General features: G+C 65.3%; 19 protein-coding genes and 1 other RNA gene. 12 read left to right on the top strand and 8 right to left on the bottom strand.

Features of this window, described 5'->3' with window-relative positions; all coding sequences use genetic code 11:
* The first annotated feature begins 84 nt into the window (after nt 1–84).
* The 10 genes from HND55_12285 (at nt 85) to HND55_12240 (ending at nt 8,915) form a co-directional block, all read left to right on the top strand.
* Nucleotides 85–1,224: an alkane 1-monooxygenase gene (locus HND55_12285; protein ID QKK03367.1), complete on the top strand. Its 1,140-nt coding sequence runs from the start codon at nt 85–87 to the stop codon at nt 1,222–1,224.
* Between the two features lie 497 nt (nt 1,225–1,721).
* Nucleotides 1,722–2,978: a serine hydroxymethyltransferase gene (locus HND55_12280; protein QKK03366.1), complete on the top strand. Its 1,257-nt coding sequence runs from the start codon at nt 1,722–1,724 to the stop codon at nt 2,976–2,978.
* Between the two features lie 206 nt (nt 2,979–3,184).
* Nucleotides 3,185–3,688 (top strand): transcriptional repressor NrdR, encoded by a 504-nt coding sequence (gene nrdR / locus HND55_12275; GenBank protein ID QKK03365.1) that lies wholly within the window; start codon nt 3,185–3,187, stop codon nt 3,686–3,688.
* A 54-nt stretch (nt 3,689–3,742) separates the two neighbouring features.
* A complete protein-coding gene (gene ribD, locus HND55_12270; protein ID QKK03364.1) occupies nt 3,743–4,849 on the top strand; it encodes a bifunctional diaminohydroxyphosphoribosylaminopyrimidine deaminase/5-amino-6-(5-phosphoribosylamino)uracil reductase RibD in 1,107 nt (368 codons plus the stop codon).
* A complete protein-coding gene (locus HND55_12265) occupies nt 4,834–5,442 on the top strand; it encodes a riboflavin synthase (protein ID QKK03363.1) in 609 nt (202 codons plus the stop codon). The genes ribD and HND55_12265 overlap by 16 nt, the downstream gene beginning before the upstream one ends.
* Nucleotides 5,432–6,556 carry a 3,4-dihydroxy-2-butanone-4-phosphate synthase gene (ribB, locus tag HND55_12260; protein QKK03362.1) on the top strand — a complete coding sequence of 375 codons (1,125 nt, stop codon included), beginning with the start codon at nt 5,432–5,434 and terminating at the stop codon, nt 6,554–6,556. Before HND55_12265 ends, ribB begins: the two co-directional genes overlap by 11 nt.
* 9 nt (nt 6,557–6,565) lie before the next feature.
* Nucleotides 6,566–7,033 (top strand): 6,7-dimethyl-8-ribityllumazine synthase, encoded by a 468-nt coding sequence (locus HND55_12255; protein QKK03361.1) that lies wholly within the window; start codon nt 6,566–6,568, stop codon nt 7,031–7,033.
* Complete coding sequence (nusB, locus tag HND55_12250; protein ID QKK03360.1) at nt 7,030–7,497, top strand: transcription antitermination factor NusB; 468 nt, start codon at nt 7,030–7,032, stop codon at nt 7,495–7,497. The genes HND55_12255 and nusB overlap by 4 nt, the downstream gene beginning before the upstream one ends.
* On the top strand, nt 7,490–8,434 hold the full coding sequence (gene thiL, locus HND55_12245; protein ID QKK03359.1) for a thiamine-phosphate kinase: 945 nt from the start codon (nt 7,490–7,492) through the stop codon (nt 8,432–8,434). Before nusB ends, thiL begins: the two co-directional genes overlap by 8 nt.
* Entirely contained in the window at nt 8,427–8,915 is a 489-nt protein-coding gene (locus tag HND55_12240; GenBank protein ID QKK03358.1) for a phosphatidylglycerophosphatase A, read from the top strand. Before thiL ends, HND55_12240 begins: the two co-directional genes overlap by 8 nt.
* A 45-nt stretch (nt 8,916–8,960) precedes the next feature.
* Here the strand turns inward: HND55_12240 and HND55_12235 are convergent, their stop codons facing one another.
* Both HND55_12235 and HND55_12230 read right to left on the bottom strand, forming a co-directional pair.
* Nucleotides 8,961–9,332 carry a YraN family protein gene (locus HND55_12235; protein ID QKK03357.1) on the bottom strand — a complete coding sequence of 124 codons (372 nt, stop codon included), beginning with the start codon at nt 9,330–9,332 and terminating at the stop codon, nt 8,961–8,963.
* Between the two features lie 10 nt (nt 9,333–9,342).
* A complete protein-coding gene (locus HND55_12230) occupies nt 9,343–11,190 on the bottom strand; it encodes a penicillin-binding protein activator (protein QKK03356.1) in 1,848 nt (615 codons plus the stop codon).
* A 50-nt stretch (nt 11,191–11,240) separates the two neighbouring features.
* Between HND55_12230 and rsmI the strand changes: the two genes are divergently transcribed.
* Nucleotides 11,241–12,140 carry a 16S rRNA (cytidine(1402)-2'-O)-methyltransferase gene (gene rsmI / locus HND55_12225; protein ID QKK03355.1) on the top strand — a complete coding sequence of 300 codons (900 nt, stop codon included), beginning with the start codon at nt 11,241–11,243 and terminating at the stop codon, nt 12,138–12,140.
* Nucleotides 12,141–12,161: 21 nt separating this feature from the next.
* The gene (locus HND55_12220; protein ID QKK03354.1) at nt 12,162–12,848 is read left to right on the top strand and encodes a zinc metallopeptidase; all 687 of its coding nucleotides are present in this window, start codon (nt 12,162–12,164) and stop codon (nt 12,846–12,848) included.
* A gap of 61 nt (nt 12,849–12,909) precedes the next feature.
* Here the strand turns inward: HND55_12220 and rnpB are convergent.
* The 6 genes from rnpB to glmS all read right to left on the bottom strand — a co-directional run bounded on the left by rnpB (nt 12,910) and on the right by glmS (nt 18,501).
* Nucleotides 12,910–13,305: RNase P RNA component class A (gene rnpB, locus HND55_12215), an RNA gene on the bottom strand.
* A gap of 45 nt (nt 13,306–13,350) precedes the next feature.
* A complete protein-coding gene (locus HND55_12210) occupies nt 13,351–14,013 on the bottom strand; it encodes a hypothetical protein (protein QKK03353.1) in 663 nt (220 codons plus the stop codon).
* A 31-nt stretch (nt 14,014–14,044) separates the two neighbouring features.
* The gene (gene psd / locus HND55_12205) at nt 14,045–14,926 is read right to left on the bottom strand and encodes a phosphatidylserine decarboxylase (GenBank protein ID QKK03352.1); all 882 of its coding nucleotides are present in this window, start codon (nt 14,924–14,926) and stop codon (nt 14,045–14,047) included.
* Nucleotides 14,927–14,951: 25 nt separating this feature from the next.
* A complete protein-coding gene (locus HND55_12200; protein QKK03351.1) occupies nt 14,952–15,593 on the bottom strand; it encodes an SCO family protein in 642 nt (213 codons plus the stop codon).
* A 154-nt stretch (nt 15,594–15,747) separates the two neighbouring features.
* Nucleotides 15,748–16,641, bottom strand: a complete 894-nt coding sequence (prmB, locus tag HND55_12195) for a 50S ribosomal protein L3 N(5)-glutamine methyltransferase (GenBank protein ID QKK03350.1) — start codon at nt 16,639–16,641, stop codon at nt 15,748–15,750.
* Nucleotides 16,642–16,668: 27 nt separating this feature from the next.
* Complete coding sequence (gene glmS, locus HND55_12190; protein QKK03349.1) at nt 16,669–18,501, bottom strand: glutamine--fructose-6-phosphate transaminase (isomerizing); 1,833 nt, start codon at nt 18,499–18,501, stop codon at nt 16,669–16,671.

Raw genomic sequence — 18,501 nt, 5'->3', positions numbered from 1 at the left:
GTGAAACGACGCAATCCTAACCGAATTGCAGATCCCGGGGTTACGGTTTGGTTAATATGGTCGCTGAAAGCAGGAGGTGTCGCCATGTTCGCACGCAGCTATCCGTATATCGACGAAAAAGGCCGGCCGGCGGAATATGTTGACCGCAAGCGCAGCCTGTGGCTGCTTTCGGTCGTCTACCCGCTGTTTCCGGTGGCTGCCGTCTGGCTTCATCACGTCACCGGCAGCGAGTGGCTGCTGATTGCGCCGATCATCTTCAGCTACGGACTGGGTCCGCTGCTGGACTGGGCATTCGGTGAGGACCAGAGTAATCCACCCGAACAGACGGTACCGGCGCTCGAGAACGACTACTACTATCGTGTGCTGACCTGGTTGACCGTGCCCCTGCATGTCATCTCGCTGGTCGTCGCAGTCTGGTGGGCGGCAACCGCGGGGCTGAGTCTGCCGGGCTGGCTGGCGCTGGCGGTGGTTGCCGGACTTGCTTCCGGGCTGGCCGTCAATACCGCACACGAAATGGGACATAAGCGCAGCGCAATCGAGCAGTTGCTGACGCGAATCGCGCTGGCCGTTCCGGCCTATGGCCATTTCACGGTCGAGCATAACTTCGGTCACCACAAGCATGTCGCCACGCCGGACGACTGCGCCAGCGCCCGCATGGGTGAGTCGATCTATCGCTTCGCGCTGCGCGAAATACCGGGCGGACTGCGGCGCGCCTGGCGCATTGAAAGCTGGCGTCTGCGTCGCCGCGGCCACCGGCCATGGGGCCTGCGCAACAGCATCATTCAGTCATGGCTGTTGAGCGTGCTTCTGCAGGGGTCGCTGATTGCGGTGTTTGGCGGCACGACCCTGCTGTTTTTGCTGATTCACAATCTGGTGGCCTGGTTCCAGCTCACCAGTGCCAACTACGTGGAACACTACGGATTGCTCAGGCAGCGACGTCCGGACGGCAGTTACGAACGCTGCCAGCCGCATCATTCATGGAACAGCAATCACATCTTTTCGAATCTGCTGCTGTTTCATCTCGAGCGTCACTCCGATCATCACGCCAATCCTGTTCGGCGCTACCAGTCGCTGCGTCACTTCGATGACCTGCCGCGCCTGCCGACCGGCTATTTCGGGATGTTCTTGCTGGCCTACGTGCCGCCGGTTTGGTTTCGGGTCATGAATCCGCGTCTGCTTGCCTTGCCCCACGTGGCCGGATGTCTCGATCGGGTCAACCGCTGAATTCCGGGATTTCGCAAGCGCGGCCAGTGATGGGCAGTATCAACCGGTCAGGGGCCACGGGAACGGCCCGGCCCCGTGATGTCGCTCCTGCAAAGGGCGCCACCCTCCCCGGCGAGCGAGGCCTCGATTCGAGCGATTCCCGAAGTCTCGGAGTGCAATCTAGTGTACCCCGTCACTCATCTTGTGACTTATAGTGAGTGCCTCAGGGGCCAGATGCAAGGCGCGATTGCGCCGGCGTAGTGGGGCTACGTCAAGCAATCGCAACGCCGCAGATGGCCCCTGAGGCGCTCGCCCGACCGGGAGCGCCGTACAAGCCCGATCGCGGCGTTGGCGCTCTTGCAAAGGGCACCACCCTTCCCGGCGAGCGCCGCCTTGCGCTCGGGCTTGTACGGCGCTCTATAAGTTACAAGATGAGTGACGGGGTACACTAGATTACCGCCGGGCCAATAATGATGGTGATACCATTGACAGGTTTTCAAAACGGGCAACGCACCAGCATGTTTGACCAGAGCTTTCAGATTTCGGGATTCGATGACGAGCTGGCCGACGCGCTGCGCGCCGAAGCGCAGCGCCAGGAAGACCACATCGAGCTGATTGCCTCGGAAAACTATGCCAGCCCCCGCGTCATGCAGGCGCAGGGATCGGTTCTGACCAACAAGTACGCGGAGGGCTACCCGGGCAAGCGCTACTACGGCGGTTGCGAATACGTCGACATCGCCGAGAACCTGGCCATCGAGCGCGTCAAGAAGCTGTTCGGCGCCGGTTACGCCAATGTCCAGCCGCACTCGGGCTCGCAGGCCAACCAGGCGGTCTACCTGGCCCTGCTCGAGCCGGGCGACACGATCCTGGGTATGGATTTGTCTGAGGGTGGTCACCTGACCCACGGCTCGCCGGTCAACTTTTCGGGCAAGGTCTTCAACGCCGTCCACTACGGCCTGAATCGCGGAACCGGGGAGATTGATTATGAGCGCATGGCTGAGCTGGCCCGGGCGCATCGGCCAAAAATGATCATCGGTGGCTTCTCGGCCTACTCACGGGTGGTCGACTGGGCGAGGATGCGCGAGATTGCCGATGCCGTTGGTGCCTGGTTCATGGTCGACATGGCGCATGTCGCCGGTCTGATTGCCGCCGGCGTCTATCCCAATCCCGTGCCCCATGCACATGCTGTGACTTCGACCACGCACAAGACGCTGCGTGGACCGCGAGGCGGCATCATCCTGGCCTCGGGCGAAGACGAAAAGCTGGTCAAGAAGTTTCAGTCGCTGGTTTTCCCGGGCTGCCAGGGCGGGCCGCTGATGCACGTGATCGCCGCCAAGGCGGTCGCCTTCAAGGAGGCGCTGTCTCCGGAATTCAGCGACTATCAACAGCGCGTCGTCGACAACGCGCGCGCCATGGCGGGCGTGACGATGGACCGGGGATACCGGGTCGTGTCCGGCGGCACCGACAACCACCTGTTTCTGATCGATCTGATTGAGACCGACATCACCGGCAAGGATGCCGAGGCCGCGCTGGGCCGGGCCAACATAACGGTCAACAAGAACACCGTGCCGGGCGAGCCTCGTTCGCCGTTTGTCACCTCCGGTCTGCGCATTGGCACCCCGGCCTGCACGACACGCGGCTTCACTGAAGACGACTGCCGCGAACTGGCCGGCCTGATCTGTGATGTGCTCGACCACATGGGCGATGCGGCGGTTGAAACGCGGGTGAAGGAGGCGGCACTCGAGCTGTGTCGGAAGCATCCGGTTTATGGCTGAGCCCGGTGTCCGCTTTCCGGTTGACGGTTTCAGGCACTACGCCGGGGAACGACGGGCAGACCTGGCCGGATGCGGGCCGTGCCTGGCTGCTGCGACGAGAGACCCTGCCTTCGGCATGTTGTGCGGATTCCGCGGCAGGGCCGTTGGTCAACGCCTGATGGCTGCCGCCCGGAAACCGGAAACCGTAAACCGGATGGCGTAGCTGCATGTGGTGCCCTTTCTGCAATCACACCGAGACGCGTGTCGTTGACTCACGACTGGCCTCTGACGGCTTTCAGATTCGCCGCCGGCGTGAGTGTGCCGGCTGCGGCGGGCGTTTCAATACCCTGGAGGTGCCGGCGCTCAAGGCCCCCAACGTGATCAAGGCCGACGGGTCACGCGAGGCTTTCGATGAAGAAAAGCTTCGGCGCGGCATGCTCAAGGCGCTCGAGAAGCGCCCCGTGGAAACCCAGCAGGTCGAACGTGCCATTCGCCGGCTGGTGCGCCGGATCCGTACACTGGAAGAGCCCGAGGTATCAAGTCAGCAGCTGGGTGACTGGGTGGCCAGCGAGCTGTCCCGACTCGATCAGGTCGCCTACGTCCGCTTCGCCTCGGTTTATCGCCGCTTCGAGGACGTCCAGGCGTTTCGCGTGGAAATCGAGCGCCTCGAGCGCGAAAACCCCGGCATGATCGATCGCCGCCAGATATCCCTGCTCGAAGATGGGGATTGATCACGCTGCGCTGCCGGGCGCCCGGGCTGTCGATCCGGGGTCGGCCGGTCATCCATGAGGTTTTCTGCCAATGATCACCGCTTCATGGCCGAAGCGCTGCGTCTTGCGCAGCGCGGGCGACTGACCGCTGACCCGAATCCGGCTGTTGGATGTGTGATCGTCGCCGGAGACGAGCCGGTGGGTCGCGGCTGGCACCGCTCGGCCGGGGAGCCTCATGCCGAGACGCTGGCCCTCCAGCAGGCCGGCGAACGCGCACGAGGCAGCAGCGTCTACGTCACGCTTGAGCCATGTAGCCATCAGGGCCGGACACCACCTTGCGTCGAGGCGCTGGTCGACGCCGGCGTCGCCGAAGTGATCACGGCCATGACCGATCCGGACCCGCGCGTGTCCGGTGCCGGGCACGCACGGCTGGCACGCACCGGTATTCGCGTCCGCAGCGGTCTGATGGAGGCCGAGGCCCGTGAGCTCAATCCCGGATTCATCAGCCGCAATGAACGCGGGCGGCCGTGGGTGCGCGTCAAGCTGGCCGTCAGCGTTGACGGGAGGACTGCCGGCGCGGATGGCCAGTCACGCTGGATCACTTCGCCGTCGGCACGCGCCGATGTTCAGTATTGGCGAGCGCGGTCATCCTGCATCCTGACCGGCATTGGCACGGTACTGGCCGATAACCCGCGTCTTAACCTGCGTCTGCCGGGGGTAGAGCGAACGCTGTTGCGCGTGGTTGTCGACTCCGCAGGCCGGTTGCCCGCTGATGCAAGACTGTTCGGATTGCCTGGTCCGGTGATCGTGGCCAGCCTCGTGCCGAAACCTGATCCGGCGGTCAACGCAGAATGGTGGCAGTTGCCCGGCAGCGACCAGCAAGTTGAACTGGAAGAGCTGCTTCGGGCTCTGGGCGGGCGCGGCGTCAACTCCGTCCAGGTCGAGGCCGGTCCGACCCTGTCCGGCGCGCTGATGGCGGCCGGCCTGGTCGACGAGCTGCTGATCTACCAGGCCGCCTGCGTCATCGGGCCGGGTCGACCGATGCTGACGATACCGGGGATGGAAAAGTTCACGCAGCGCCTCCATCTAACGGCCATCGAAAGCCGCCGGGTCGGGCCGGACTGGCGGCATCGTTTCCGACTGATCGATCAACCCAGCGCAGACGCATGTTCACCGGAATAGTTCAGGCCATCGGCCAGGTCAGCGAAATCGAGCCAGGACAGGACGGCCGCCGCATCGTTGTCCGTTGCCCGCCGCTACACCCCGACCGGTGGCAGATTGGCGATAGTGTTGCCGTGGCCGGGTGCTGTCTGACGGCCGTGGCACTGGCGCCGGACTCGTTTGCCGCCGAGCTGTCGGCCGAAACACTGGCGCGCAGCAGCCTCGGCGGACTGAATCAGGGAGACCCGGTCAACCTGGAGCCGGCGCTGGCGGTCGGTGAGCGCCTCGGTGGACACCTGGTCAGCGGTCACATCGATGGTCTGGCCGAGGTGGCCGATCGGCGTGACCGGGACGGCCATGCGCGTCTGCGCTGTCGCGTGCCGGCACCCCTGGCCCGATTTCTTGTGGTCAAGGGATCCGTGACCGTCGATGGCGTCAGTCTGACGGTCAATGCCGTTGACGGTTCGGAATTCGAGGTCAACTGTATTCCACACACCCTGGGGTCGACCACGCTGGGCCGACTGCGGACCGGCGATCCGGTCAACCTGGAAGTCGACCTGGTGGCGCGCTACCTGGATCGACTGCTGCAGCAGCGAGGCGCCGATGAGCTTTGATTCGGTTGAAGCGATTCTTGCCGACATCCGCGATGGCCGGATGGTGGTGATGCTCGACGATGAAGATCGCGAGAATGAGGGCGACCTGGTCATGGCCGCCAGCCTGACCCGCCCCGAAGATATCAATTTCATGGCCCGCTACGGGCGCGGTCTGATTTGCCTGTCGCTGACTCGAGAGCGCTGTCGCCAGCTGGGTCTGCAGCTCATGGTGCGAGAGACCGATCGCCACCACCAGACCAATTTCACGGTCTCGATCGAGGCGGCAACCGGCGTGACCACCGGCATCTCGGCCTATGATCGCGCCCATACCATTCGTACGGCAGTCGCGCCCGACGCCCGGCCGCAGGATCTGGCGCAACCCGGCCACGTATTTCCCCTGATGGCCCAGCCCGGCGGCGTGCTTGCGCGCGCCGGTCACACCGAAGCAAGCATGGATCTGGCCCTGCTGGCCGGGCTGGAGCCGGCCGGTGTTCTGGTCGAAATCCTCAACGAGGACGGCACGATGGCCCGCCGTGCCGAGCTCGAGCGGTTTGCCGCAGGTCATGGTCTGAAGATGGGCACGGTCGCCGATCTCATTCGCTACCGTCTGGGCACCGAGCAGAACATCGAGCAGGTGCACTCGCAGCGGGTCGGAACGGCGCACGGGGATTTCGATCTGCGGGTATTTCGCGACCGCATCAATCGTCGTCTGCACTGGGCGCTGCTGCGCGGCGGAATTCGGCCCGATGAGCCGTTTCCGGTGCGCGTGCACGTACCCGAGCTGCTGGGCGATGTGCTCGGCATCACACGCCCCGGATTCGGCATGCCGCTCGATGCCGTACTGGCCGACATTGCCCGACGTGGTCGTGGCCTGGCGCTGGTGCTGGGCTATGATGAAGACGACCAGGCTCGTCTCGACGGCTTGGTCGGCGGCAGTCGGGCGACCGACGGCGAGCCGGCGAGTGGTCGGGATCGTGCTGCGCGCGAGCTGCGCAGCTACGGCATCGCGGCCCAGATCATTGCCGAACTGGGTATCCGTCGGATGCAGGTCTTTGGCGCGCCGAAGCGACTTCACGCGCTCGATGGTTTCGGCCTGGAAATCAGTGAGTACGTCGTGCCCGAAGGCGAGGAGTAACCAGCTGACATGAACGATCCCGAGCACCCTGAACTGCCGGCCGATGTGCGCGTTACGCTGGTCGTGGCGCGCTTCAACCGCTCGATTACCGACCATCTGATGGCCGGCTGCCGTGAGGCGCTGCTGGCAGGCGGCGTCGACGCGTCCCGGGTGCGGGTGCTAAGGGTACCGGGTGCCTGGGAGTTGCCCCTGGCCTGCCGGATGCTGGCCCGGCAGGGAGGGCAGGACGTAATCGTTGCGCTTGGCGCAGTGGTGCGTGGTGAAACCGCGCATTTCGATTTTATCAGCGCCGAGTGCGCGGCTGGCCTGCAGCGGGTGATGCTCGATACGGGCGTGCCGATTGCGTTTGGGGTGCTCACGACTGAAAACGGCGAGCAGGCCATGGAGCGGGCCGACCCCAAGCGCCGGAACAAGGGGCGCGAGGCGGCTCTGGCGGCTCTGGAGATGGTGGCTCTGGGGCGCAGGCTGTCGCCGTGAGCGGTCGGCGGCGGTCGGTACAGCGGACCTTCGAGCCGCGGCGCCGAGCACGCCGGCGCGCGCTGCAGGCGCTTTACCAATGGCAGCTCAACGACGACTCCTCGTCCTCGATCATTGCCCAGTTTCGCGAAGAGCAGAACTTCGACGGCGTGGACGTTGACTATTTCGAGTCCCTGGTACACGAGGTCGTCGCCAATCGCGAGGCGCTGGATCGCAAACTGGCGCCGTATATTGCCCGGGTCGATGCCAGTCTGGACCAGATGGAACGCGTGATCCTGAGGCTGGGTGCCTGCGAGCTGGCCCATCACCCGGAAGTGCCGTATCGGGTGGTGCTCGATGAGGCGATCGAGCTGGCCCATCGTTTCGGTGCCGAACAGGCCCATACCTTCGTCAACGGCGTACTCGATCGACTGGCGGCCAGCGAGCGACCCGCCGAGCATCAGCCAGATGCCGGAGATGGGTGAGTTCGGTCTGATCGAACGGATTCGCCAGCGCAGCCGGGATCAGTTCGGCGCGGTGGTCGGCATCGGTGACGATGCTGCCGTGCTCAGGCCGACAGCAGGCTGCGATATTGTCGCGACCACCGACAGCCTGATCCCGAAACGCCATTTCATGCCGGACTGGCCGGCGGCCGATGTGGGTTACCTGGCGATGCAGTCGAATCTCAGCGACCTGGCGGCGATGGGTGCGACGCCGCGCTGGGCACTCTTGGCCCTGACTCTGCCAGAATACGACCGGCACTGGCTCGATGCCTTTCTCGATGGCTTTCTGGAAGCGGCACAACCGCATGCCGTGGGGCTGGTCGGCGGCAACCTGGCGCGCGGCAATCTCAATGTTTGCACGCAGCTGATCGGCGAGGTTGATCAAGGCCGGGCAGTCACACGAACCGGTGCCCGGCCAGGCGACCGGCTGGTCGTCACCGGAACGCCGGGCGATGCGGCTGCGGCGCTGGCGCTTGGCCAGCGCAGCCCTCGTGGACTGACTGAACGGCTGCGACGGCCGACCGCACGGATGATGGCCGGTGCCGTGCTTGCCCGGCAGGCCCGGGCGATGATTGATCTGTCCGATGGCCTCACTGCCGACCTTGGCCGTCTTCTGACGCCGCCGCTCGGCGCCGAGCTGCGGCTCGATCAGTTGCCGGCTTCGCCTGCCCTGGAGCGGGCAATCAATGATCCCGAGCGTCGCCGTGAGCTGCAGCTGGCTGGCGGCAGCGACTATGAGCTGCTTGTCGTCTTGCCTGGCGATCTCGACATGAACCTGGTCGAGCTGTCGCATCAGGCCGGCGTGAGTCTGACCGAGATTGGCCGGGTCACCGATTCCGGCCGCCTGATCGGTTTGCTGTCGGGCCAGGCCCCGGTCGAGATTGCCGGTCGGGGCTGGGACCACTTCCGCGATGAATAGGATGCAGACCCGACGCGTCGCCCTCGGGAGTCTTGACGGCTGGCTGGCATTCGGTTTTGGCAGCGGGCTGTCGCCGGTTGCGCCCGGCACGGCCGGCAGTCTGGTCGCGGTTGTTCCCGCGCTGGGACTGGCCTGTCTGCCGATGCCGCTGGCCCTGGCCTGTGTTGCGCTGGGGTTCGGGTTCGGCGTCTGGCTGTGTGCCCGGGTGGGCCGCCGGCTCGGCGTGCACGATCATAGCGGCATCGTCTTCGACGAGTTTGTTGGTCTGTGGCTGGTGCTGGTCCTCTTGCCCTTCGAGTGGCCGTGGTGGCTGGCCGGGTTCGCGCTGTTCCGCCTGTTCGATGCGGCCAAGCCATGGCCCATCGGCTGGCTCGACCGCCACGTGCACGGCGGTCTTGGCGTCATGCTCGACGATGTGCTGGCCGCGCTCATGAGCCTCGCGCTGCTGCTGCCGGCAGCGGCCTGGCCGAGCGCGGGCTGATCGGCCCAAGTGCGATCATGCGGTGCCGGCGCGTTGGCGTCAGCCTCATCCGGCCTCGAAAGCCCCGGGGATCCAGCGCAGCGCGTCCGGCGTGTCGTCGATGCCGACTACATCGAAACGACAGGCGTGGTTCTGCCATTCGGGATGGGTCATCAGGAAATGGGCGGCCGCGCGTATCAGGCGCTGCTGCTTGCGATAATCGACGCTGTCAATACTGTCGACCCGTGCGCCAGGGCCGCGCAGGCGCACCTCGACGAATGCCAGCACCCGGGTGTCGGGCGCCGTTGGGTCGAGCATGACCAGGTCGATTTCGCCGCTGCGACAGCGATAGTTGCGCTCGACGAGTTCGAGGCCGCGGGCGAGGAGATACGCTTCCGCCGCCCGTTCGCCGCGCTGGCCACTGTGCTGTCTGGACATGCTTGCCGGTTTATGGCCAGGGCTGCGCCCGACCGCTCCGGATCTGGACCGGGCGGACCTGGCGCTGGATGTGGACGCCGTCTGCCAGGTTAAGGCGGCCGAGCATGCCGGGCAGATAGAGCGCCGGATCGGCCTGCATCAGATCGAGCCAGGGGACCAGCGCCATCGCGTCGCGGCCGAGCGCGTGCAAACGTGACAGGGTGGCGTTGTCGAGCTCCGGAAAGAGAGTCAGGGCGCGCTGGCGCAGTGCGCCGGCAGCGGTGGTATCGATAAACCAGGGCGGCAGGGGCGTGACAATCCCGTCGAGATCGCCGTCGCGTCCGGGCTCAGGTGCCCCGTCGACGATGTATGAGGGCGCCATCACGGTGATGTCGGCCGCGCCAAAGAAATTCAGCTGCGGACGAATCTGGCGACCATCCGAGGCGCGCGCGGCCAGAAAGATCAGGTCAATATCGGTGCGCCGCTGTTCGACCGCCTCGAGTTCGCCGATGACCCGCTGCAGCCGCGCAATACGAGCCTCGGAACGATCAATCTGCAGGGCATCGCGCAGCAGGTAGGAGTGATCGGATGCGGCGGGGTCGTAGATGCGATCCTCCACGACGGTTCCGCCTCCGAGCGTAAACGTTTCAGAAAATGCGCGCGCGACCCGCTCGCCCCAGTCGCTGTACTGGGCCAGGATGACTGCGCGACGATGACCGGTCGCCAGCGCTTCGATGGCCAGCATCTCCGCTTCTTCCTCTGGCGGCAGCGCCAGCGTGTTCAGGCTGCCGAACGGCAGATCGTCTGTTCGATCCGGGCGGTTGAGCAGCAGGGTCGGAATCAATCCGGCGTCCGGCATGGCCCACAGCGTGTTGACGTGCCTTCGGTCGAGCGGTCCGATCAGAAAATCCGCGCCCGTCTCGCGGGCATCGAACCAGACCGGGATGACCGCACCTTCAGCTGCCGGCAGTGCATGGAACTCAAGCCGCGGTCGTCGAGTTGGCGGTAGCGCCAGCCATCCGGCAAGCAGGCCCTCACGCACGGCCTGGCCCGGCGCGTGCAGCGGCGAGTTGCGATCGGGCAGCATGACGGCGATTCGCTCGGGCAATGGTCGGGTCTGGCGCCAGGCGGCAATCCAGCGGCGGGCTGCAGCTGCGTCGAATGCCGCGTCCGGCCAGCGCCGCTGCCAGGCGGCCAGCGCTTCGCCGAGCCGGTCGTCATCAAGCAGCACCTCGCGGGCGCTGATGACCAGGTCGAACCAGGGCATGGCCTCGGTATGCCCGGCAACATCCAGCAGGGTGGTTTCAAGCTCGGCCAGCGGATGTTCGATCAATAGTGCGAGTGACATTTCCGGCTCGAAGTGGCCGCTGTCGATGGCCTCGAGCAAGGCATTGACCGAGGCCCGCGCCGGCTGCGCCTCCAGTCGGGCCAGCCTGCGTTCCAGCTCGGCGTGGCGCTCGGTCAGTTCCGGGGTCAGATGTTCGGCGCTGGCGGCCAGTAACCAGCCGGCGTTGGCCAGGCGTCCGCGCATCATGGCCAGTTCGGCGCGAGCCAGGTCGAGACGGGCCCGTTCCGACAGCTCCAGAGATGTGGTATCGATGTTTCGCAGCGACTCGGCCGCCGCAGTATCGTCGCCGGCCTCGAGCCAGGCCTCGGCAGCGAGAATGCGCAGCAGAGCGGCCTGGTCGGGCCTTTGCTGCACCAGAGCGAGATAGGCCCGGGCCGCTTCGGCGTGTTGCCCGGCCTGGCTCAGCGCTGTGGCGGCGGCCAGTGCGGGGTCTTCTCCGGGCGTATCCGGACGCAGCTCGGGGGCGGTCGGCGCGCAGGCCGCGGTCAGCAGCAGCAGGGCAAGCACGGGGCCGAATCTGAACGCCATCATGCCCGGCATGATAAACCACCCGTTGAGCGGGCAGGCTTACAATGCATGTCATGAGTGACCAGCCTGAACAAAATGATGGCCGCGGCACGCTGTGGATCGTCGCCACGCCGATCGGCAACCGGGCCGATCTGGGCGATCGGGCGCGGCAATTGTTGTCCGGGGTGGCGGTGATTGCGGCCGAAGACACGCGCGTCAGCCGGCGCCTGCTGGTGCCGGGAAGCACCAGTGGCACGATGGTGAGTCTGCATGAACACAACGAGACCCGGATGGTGCCGGAGCTGATCGAGCGACTCGCCAGCGGTGACGATGTCGCGCTGGTCAGTGATGCCGGAACGCCGCTGATTTCCGATCCCGGTTATCGGCTGGTCAATGCCGCGCACGACGCCGGCCTGAGGGTTCGCACGGTGCCCGGACCGTGCGCGGCGGTGGCCGCGCTGTCGGTATCAGGCCTGGCTTGCGACCGCTTCTACTTCGAGGGGTTTTTGCCAGCGCGTAGCGCGCGCCGCCGCCGCCGCCTGTCCGAACTGGCCGGCCAGCCCGATTCGAAGATCTTCTATGCGCCAGCGCGTGATCTGGTTGCCGTCCTGGCCGATCTGGCCGACGTGTTCGGCCCCGAGCGACAGTGCTGTCTGGCGCGTGAGCTGACCAAGCGGCATGAAACGGTTCAACGCCTGCCGCTTGGGGCGATGGCGCAATGGGTGGCCGACCATGACCAGCAGCAGCGCGGTGAGGCCGTGCTGGTTGTTGCCGGCAGCGAGCGTGCCGATCCGGCGGTCGATATTCGACGACTGGCCGCGGAACTGAAAGAGGAGCTGCCGCCATCGCGCGCCGCCCGGGTGCTTGCACGCGCAACGGGGCTTGATCGCCAGGCGGCCTGGACCCTGATCGAGGCCGGCCGGGTCGATGATGGCGCGCAGTCGGCCGGTGTTGCCGGAAAGCCGTCCGGCTGATCCGAATACCCCGATTGTCATATGCATCTGCTCATCTTGCTGATTGTCCTCGCCGGCGTGATCGCCCTGCCGCAGTGGTGGGTCAAACGGGTGCTGAAGCGGCACCTGCAGCCCCGCGACCGCTATCCAGGCAGCGGGGCCGAGCTGGCCCGCCATCTGCTCGACCGGCTCGGACTGGATGCCGTTGGCGTTGGGCGCGCGCAGCCGGGACAGGATCATTACGATCCGCACGAACGAATGGTGCGTCTGAGCCCGGAACACCATGATGGACGATCTCTGACCGCCGTGACCGTCGCCGCGCATGAAGTGGGTCATGCGGTGCAGCATGCCGACGGCTATCGGCCCTTGCTGTGGCGCACCCGATTGGTGGAGTGGTTACAGCGGTTCCAGCGCATTGGCGTTGTATTGCTGGCGCTGGCGCCGGTTGCCGTGATTGCCCTGCGACTACCTCGCGCCGGGCTGGTTATGCTGGTGCTGGCCGCAGCGGCACTGGCCTCGGGGATTGTCGTTCATCTGCTCACGCTGCCTGCCGAGCTGGATGCCAGCTTTCGACGGGCGTTGCCGCTGCTCGATCGCGGCGGCTATCTGCGCTCGGAAGACCGCCGGCCGGCTCGCCGGATTCTGACTGCTGCGGCCCTGACTTACGTGGCTGGCGCGCTGGTCGGGCTTGTCAACTTCTGGTGGTGGCTGCGTCTGCTGCGGCCCTGACTGATGCCGGAATGAGGCCGCACGATCATGCCCGGCTTTGGGTGTTGCGTCGTTCGGAACAAGTGGGAGCCGGCCGGTAAGCCGGGTTCTGTCGTGGGCAGTCATTCGTCTGGGACGACTGTCGCCAGTCGCCTCTAGCGGCCTACCCGGATGCGGCGCGGGCCACGCCATGGCATCCCTATTTGGCCTTGCTTCGGGTGGGGTTTGCCGTGCCGTCACTGTTGCCAGCGACGCGGTGCGCTCTTACCGCACCTTTTCACCCTTGCCTGTGCCTTGCGGCCATCGGCGGTGTCTTTTCTGTGGCACTTTCCGTCAGTCCGGCTACGGACTGCCCAGGCGTTACCTGGCACCCTGCCCTGCGAAGCCCGGACTTTCCTCTGCCCCGCTACCCCATCCCGCCGGACCTGGTGCTGCCGGCGGGATGGGGTAGCGGGGCAGCGACTGCCTGGCCGGCTCCCGGTCGGATTATCTCACCTTTCAGGAGTGCCTGACCACAGACCGTTCAACGGCCGCGCTGCAGGCGATCGCGCGTGAGGTGCTCGGCGATCAGGGAGCGAAAATCCTCCATTTCGATGCCGCGGGTATAGCGATATCGGCCGTCGTCGACCGGCGCCAGGAAATCCGATTCGATCCTGCGTTCGCGCTGGATGCTGGTCATGTCGTCGAGATCCACGAAGGCGCCTGGCCCCTGGAAGTCGAATTCCCGCACCAGCGCTTCAGCCTCGTTGCCGAGGTCGAATTGCCGGATTGGCCAGCGCACCGCATAGCGGTTGTCGGCGGTAATCAGCACCGGCAGTGAGCAACCGTCAGGGTGACCGCGCAGCTCGCCTTCGTCCTCAACCAGAAACAGCAGATAGCGCGGCAGCTCGTTCCACAGCTTGGCTTCGTCGAAGTAGCACGTGCCTTCCCCGAAACCTTCCTCGGTGACTTTGAGCCGTTCGGCCGGCTGCGGCACCTTGTAGGGCAGCAATACGTCAAACCAGGTCTCGCCGGATACGGGAATGCCGCGCCGCTGCTCGTAGTCGAAAACGTTGAGCTGGGCCAGGACGATCCAGTCCGATTCGGCAGCGACTTTGGCAAGCGGGCGCGGCGTTTCGTCAGCCGGGCCTGGCGCTGACGCGGTCAGTAGCGCCAGCAGCGCAAGATAATGGAAGATCGGCTTCATGCCTCTCAGATTGTGGCATGACCGTGGGAGTTCAATCGCCATTGTGCAGGACAGAGCGATCCTCGCGCCCGGTCAGGGACTGGCCGGTCAGGATTCGCTGGCCGGTATGCAGGTCGTCGCGCCAGGACGGGAACGAGCCCGGGACGAGCAGAATGACGGTTGAGCCCCAGTGAAATCGACCCAGCTCATCGCCGCGCCTGAGCGCCAGTCCGTTGATACGTCTGACGCGCACCTTGCGCCCCGGCCGTCGGTCGCCGAGCCCCCCCCATACGGTTTCGATGCCCGATACCAGCATCGCTGCGACCATGACAACAGCGACGGGTCCGTGATCGGTTTCGAGCATGGTGACCATGCGTTCATTGCGCGTGTAGAGCCCGGGAATGACCCGTGCCGTGGTATCGGAGACGCTGAACAGCCGGCCCGGAATGCGCACCTCCTCCACCACCTGTCCGGAAATCGGGGCGTGCACCCGGTGGTAGTCGCCCGGGGCGAGATAGATGGTGATGAAATGACCGTCGGTGAATGCGGCCGCGCGTTGTTCATCGCCGAGCAGAGCCGTCGCGGTGTAGTGCTGTCCCTTGGCCTGAACGAGCGTGCTGCCGTCCAGCCGTCCCCTCTGGCTGATGGTGCCGTCGCAGGGGCTGATCAGCCGGTGCCGGCTGTCGGCCAGGGGACGCGCGCCGCGTTTGAGTGCGCGGGTAAAGAAATCATTGAAACAGGTGTAATCGTCAGGGTTGCGTCGCTCGGCTTCGCCCAGGTTGACGCCGTAAAGACGCACGAACAGCCGCACGAACGGCCGGTACATCCAGCCAATGCGGCAGGTCGACAGAAACCAGGCCATCGCCGTGAGCAGCTTGTGCGGCAGCAGATATTGGGGCCACGCCACCAGACGATCTGTCAGCGCGGGCATCATGCGTGATGGTTCCGGATGCAGCGAGTCACCGCGCCAGCGAAAACAGATCGGCCGCAAGCCGATCCTTGTCCAGCGGCGGGGGGAAGCGCCCCCGCAGACGGCCGCGAGGATCGATGACCATCACCGAGGCGGAGTGATCGACGCTGTAGTAGCCGCTGTCCGGGTCCGGCTCGCCGAGAAAGTAGACTGCGCCGAGGCTGCGTGTGAACTGCTCGAGCGCTTCCTTGGTGCCGGTCACGCCAACAAAATCCGGGTGAAACCAGCTGACGTAGTCTTTCAGTGTATCGCCCTGGTCGCGTTCGGGGTCGACTGACACGAAAATTACGCCGGGCGGTTTTTCAAGTCCCATGGTGTCGAGATCCCGGCGGATTTCAGCCAGCAGGGCCAGAGTATCCGGGCAGATGTCGGGGCAGTTGGTGAAGCCGAAAAACAGCAGCGACCATTCACCCAGCAGGTCGTCCGGCACGAATCCGGTGCCGTCGGCTGTTGTCAGTTCGAACGCGCTCAGCTCACGCGCCTCTGGAAATGGTTGAAAGGCCAGGAATTCCCGGGTGCGGTCCATCAGGACCGACGAGACGGCGATTCCGGCGGCGATAGCCAGAATCATCACGGCCAGCAGCATCAGGACTCGACCGTGAATGCGGTGGTGGGCTGGGGCATTGATCATGGCGACATTATACGTCCATGCGGCGTTGATGCAGTGCTGTCCATCCGGCAGGCGGCGTGAGCAAGATTTGCTGCAGTCTCCACTAAAGCCGCCTTTCGCTGCCCTGGTGCCGGGGCGCCCAGCACGGCTGAATGCGATCTGCATTGCTGCCGGCTTAATATGACTGCAGCTTGTCGAGCGTGTTCCGGTCGAGCATGAACACGCCGTCGCCGCCGTGCTCAAACTCCAGCCAGGTCAGTTCATGGGCAGCGAGCATGCGGTCGACGGCTTCGGCCGCCTCCCCCACTTCGCAGACCAGAATGCCGGTCTCGGCGAGATGCTCCGCTGCCTCGGCAAGAATGCGACGGACCAGGTCGAGGCCATCGTCGCCGGCGGCCAGGGCGATCGACGGCTCCCAGCGAAACTCCGGGGCCAGCGTAGCCATCGACGCCTGCGGTACGTAAGGCGGATTGGCCAGGATGAGATCGTAGCGTTGCCCGGGGAGCGCCCTGAACAGGTCCGAGTGAACGGCCCGGACGCGCTTGCCCAGGCCATGCCGGCGGATATTGCGTTCAGCGACAGCAAGCGCATCGGTGCTGATATCGACCGCGTCGACGGTGACCTGCGGCCAGTAGTGGGCCAGTGCAACTGCCAGACAGCCGCTGCCCGTGCCGATATCCAGGGCCCGTCGCATACCGGCCGGATCCAGCCATGGGCGAAATCCGTCCACAATCAGTTCGGCCAGCGGTGAGCGTGGTATCAGCACCGAATCATTGACGGCGAAGGACAGGCCGGCAAACCAGGCTTCATGGGTCAGATAGGCCAGTGGCTTGCGGCTGGTGACGCGCGCGTCGAGCAGCTGGTGAAAGTGGCTAAGCTCCGGTCCGGTGACCGGCCGGGAAAACTGCCCGGGGTCGAAGTCCGGTGCCAGCTTGAGCGCCACCGAGGCCATCCAGCAGGCCTCATCAAAGGCATTGTCGGTGCCGTGGCCGAAGACCAGGCCGGCCGCTTCCATGCGCTCTGCTGCCTGGCGAACCAGCGTTTCCAGGTGGATGCCGGAATCGTTCATGCTGGCGTCGCTCCTGTTGCCGGGGGATTACTCGACCGTGACCGACTTGGCCAGGTTGCGGGGCTTGTCCACGTCGGTGCCCTTGAGCAGCGCCACATGGTAGGCGAGCAACTGCAGCGGAATCGTTGCGATGATTGGGCTGAGCGGATTGTCGAGGCCGGGTACGCGCAGATTGATGATGCCGTCGCCATCGTCGAAAGCCAGGGCCTGGTCGATGAAGTTGATCAGGCGGCCGCCGCGCGCATGCACTTCCTGCAGATTGGCCCTGAGCTTGCCGAGCAGGTGATCGCCCGGCGCGACAGTGACGACCGGCATGTGCTCGTCGACCAGCGCGAGTGGCCCGTGCTTGAGCTCGCCGGCCGGGTAGGCCTCGGCGTGAATGTAGCTGATCTCCTTGAGTTTAAGGGCCCCTTCCAGGGCTACGGGGTAGTGTGCGCCCCGGCCGAGGAACAGGGCGTGATGCTTGTCCTGGAAACGCTCGGCCAAGCGGCGGACCTCCGGTTCCAGGTCCAGCGCTGCGGCCACCCGGCCCGGCAGCTCGCGCAGTCGCCTGACCGCAGTGCGTTCGTCTTCGGCCGGCAGGACATGGCGTGCCCCAGCCAGCGCCAGAGTGAACCAGTACAGCGCCGCCAGCTGGGTGGTGAAGGCCTTGGTCGAGGCCACGCCGATCTCTATGCCAGCTTGGGTCAGAAGTCTCAGTCCGGCCTCTCGCACGAGCGTGGAACCCGGCATGTTCGACAGCGCCAGGGTTTCCAGATAGCCGTTGTCGCGGGCGAAGCGCAGCGCGGCCAGGGTGTCAGCAGTTTCCCCGGACTGCGAGATGCCGATAAACAGAGTGTTTGGCGGTGCGATCGGCGTGCGATAGCGGTATTCGCTGGCAACCTCCACAGTGACTGGCACGCCGGCAATGGACTCCAGCCAGTAGCGGGCAATCAGTCCGGCGTGATAGCTGGTGCCGCAGGCCACGATGTGAATGCACCCGATGCGCGGCAGCACGTCGACTGCTTCGGGGCCCAGTGCTTCGGCAAGGACCCGGTCGTTGCCGATCTTGCCGGCGAGCGTATTGGTGATCGCCTCGGGTTGCTCGTGAATTTCCTTGAGCATGAAGTGGCGGTAGTCGCCCTTGCTGGCGATCTGGTCCTCGTGAGCGTAGAGTTCGATGGGGCGTTCGCGCGTGTTGCCCTGACGATCAAATATCTCGATCCGGTCGCGGTCGACGCGGGCCAGGTCGCCGTCTTCGAGGTAGATGAAGCGATCGGTGACTTGCAGGAGAGCCAGCGGGTCGGAGGCGACAAAATGCTCCTCGCTGCTGACGCCGATGACCAGCGGTGAGCCGATGCGCGCCAGGTAGATCGCTTCCGGGTCGACCGGGGCAATGCAGGCGACCGCGTAGGCGCCCTCGAGTTGTCCGATGGCACTGACGAATGCACCGCGAAAGTCGTCGATCCGGTCCAGTTCACGGGTAATCAGGTGCGCGATGACTTCGGTGTCGGTCTCGGAATGGAACTCGAAACCGGACTCGATCAGCCCGGCACGCAGTGAGTCGAAATTCTCGATAATGCCGTTGTGCACAAGGGCCAGCCGTGCCCTCGAGGTATGCGGATGGGCGTTGCACTCGCTTGGCCGACCGTGCGTAGCCCAGCGGGTGTGGGCGATTCCAGTGTGGCCGTGCAGCGGCGATTCATCCAGCGACCGGGCCAGCGTCTCGACTTTGCCGACGCAGCGGCGAAGCGCGATCTGCCCGTCCTCGAGAACGGCGACACCGGCCGAGTCGTAGCCGCGATACTCCAGCCGCCGCAATCCTTCGAGCAGGATCGGCATGATATTGCGTCGGGCAGTTGCACCTGTGATTCCACACAT

Source organism: Pseudomonadota bacterium, assembly GCA_013285445.1.
Taxonomy (GTDB): domain Bacteria; phylum Pseudomonadota; class Gammaproteobacteria; order Xanthomonadales; family Wenzhouxiangellaceae; genus Wenzhouxiangella.
The sequence above is the reverse complement of the archived record's forward strand: the minus strand, read 5'-3'. Positions and strand labels throughout refer to the sequence as shown.